This window comes from Pseudomonas sp. ACN8 (assembly GCF_002303925.1).
Classification (GTDB): Bacteria; Pseudomonadota; Gammaproteobacteria; order Pseudomonadales; family Pseudomonadaceae; genus Aquipseudomonas.
Genome location: NZ_MRCS01000105.1, coordinates 1 through 1,994, shown reverse-complemented (window position 1 = coordinate 1,994; position 1,994 = coordinate 1). Strand labels below are relative to the sequence as shown.

Sequence of the window (1,994 nt, the reverse complement as noted above, 5' to 3'; positions counted from 1 at the left end):
AGTTATGGTGCAGGTGTTCCAGAATGGGCCCACTGATTTGGCTGGAAATATCCTGGCGTGGAGTATCGCCTCGTGGGCCACAATTGGGTGCAGGCTTACTGCCCTCGGAACGGTTCAGCGCCGTGTGGGCGTCAGTGTCCCAGTACTCGTCGAGCATGTTGTGGCCCATACGAATGATGCCTTTCATGTCTTACCCCAACAGTCGCCATTCGATGTTTTCTTCGATGACTGTGATTCTGTCGGGGAGCAAGAAACGAGGCTCGTGACTCTGAACCCTCAGGGTGGGCATGATCTCGTTCTCCTCGAAGCGGCGAATGACGCCATCGTTGAACCTTGAGTAAGCATCACGGCTCAGACGGGCAGCCTGCCAGTAGCCTGTCTGCGGACAAGCCTGGCCGCTGGAGCAGGTCGGCTCGGGGTAGCTGGCCTTGATGAACGCAGAAGAGTCGGGCATGGCCCTGCCGGTCGCTGGCTCAAGGAGTTTGGCCTTGGCCAACTGATGGATCAGCGCTTCGCTGGGCTTTTTCGGTGGGACATTGGCCTGCCATGCTTCCAGCCATTGCAGTTTGCCGTCCCAGGCGGGTAGCTTGGCCGGGGGCAAGGGGAGGATTTCGTTGATCTCGGGGACCTTCGGGTCAGCGTAGGAGTAGTTTGCAAGTACCCTCCAGATGGTTTTATAGCGCTCAGCGCGTTCGAGGTCTTCTTGTTGGCCGAGGTAGTACAAGCGATCATCTGGTTTGGGGCCACGGAAACCACTTCCCAAAAAAGAGGTCGAGGATTCATCACCCGCCGCCACGCCCAATTGGAATGCCTCAAGTGCCTCTTGGTACTGTCCCTTGTGCTTAAGGTAGACGCCCAGGGCGCCGGCGGCCTTGCCATTACCTTGTTCAGCCGCGCAACGATACATCTGCATCGCTATTTTCGGTGCGACATCAATCGGATCGAGCTTGTCGCCCACATAGTACTGGGCTTGGGCACTGCCCTGATCAGCCGCCTTGCGTAAATAACGCAACGACATGGCCGTGTCCTGCTTCAGTCCGGCTGAACCGTTCTTCAGGAACAGGCCGATAAAGTAATATCCCGTCGCCACGTTCGCGTCGATCAACTGCTGGCTCAAGCGCAGGTGATCGGCACCACGGAGTGTGAAGTGGCCGCGCATGGTGCCGTTCTGCAGATTGATATTGGCCTTGTAATGACCATTCTCGGCAGCAATCCGGTACAAGCGCTCGATCTCGGCGTCGACGCTTTTGTCCTGCTTGAGCAAATTGTTCTTCTGAAGCCAGCGGGCGTACTGGAACAACTCATCGGTCTCGGCGGATGGTGCAGGGATTTGCTCGTGCACGCAGGAAAAGGCCAGCTTGGCTTTGATCTCGGTCAGCGGGTTCACGGAAGTGTCCTGGGTCGGGCGAGTAGGGGCGCTGCCGCAATCACAGGCGGTCAGCAGCAGGCTTGTCAGCAACAGGAGTCGACGCATTAGTCGAGGTCCGTCAGGGCGGCTTCGCCGTAATAGAACTCGACGAGCGGAGCGTTGGGTGCCGCCCTATCTTTTTGGAGGCGTTTGTTGTCATTGATGATGTCCTGCCAAGCGATGAACGCCTCCTCTGGATCATCCTGCGCGCCCCTCTTGTCCGTATGCAGATTCCACAACCGTCGGCGCATGGCCTGGGTCACACTCGCCCACTCATGGGCAATGTTCAGCTCACTGTCCACCTGCATGCTGCGAGTGTTTATGTTGGCTGAGCCGTGGGTGGTGAACACGTCGTTGACGATCATCAACTTGGAGTGAATGTACACCGGCATCCACGGTTTTCCGGCTGGCGAATCGGGTGCGACCAGCGAGCACACGTGAATTTTCAGGCCAGGGCGCGGGGTCGGGACGAGCGTACTTTTCTCGATCGCCTCAATCTGCTCTTTGAGCCAGATCTGTCGAAATTTATTGTTTCTGGCGGCGTCTCGTTGGGCTTCCCGGGCTTTTTCGCTCATCTCGCCGCCAC

Annotated in this window: 2 protein-coding genes and 1 pseudogene; all 3 read right to left on the bottom strand. The window is 57.6% G+C overall.

The features are described from left to right. A pseudogene (locus tag BSF44_RS30560) lies at window positions 1-187 on the bottom strand (phospholipase); the annotation flags it as partial. Between the two features lie 3 nt (window positions 188-190). Further along, the gene (locus BSF44_RS29070) at window positions 191-1,474 is read right to left on the bottom strand and encodes a sel1 repeat family protein (protein ID WP_095946420.1); all 1,284 of its coding nucleotides are present in this window, start codon (window positions 1,472-1,474) and stop codon (window positions 191-193) included. Next, on the bottom strand, window positions 1,474-1,994 hold a 521-nt coding region (locus BSF44_RS29065; RefSeq protein ID WP_371918303.1), incomplete at its 5' end, for a phospholipase D-like domain-containing protein. The genes BSF44_RS29065 and BSF44_RS29070, both read right to left, overlap by 1 nt.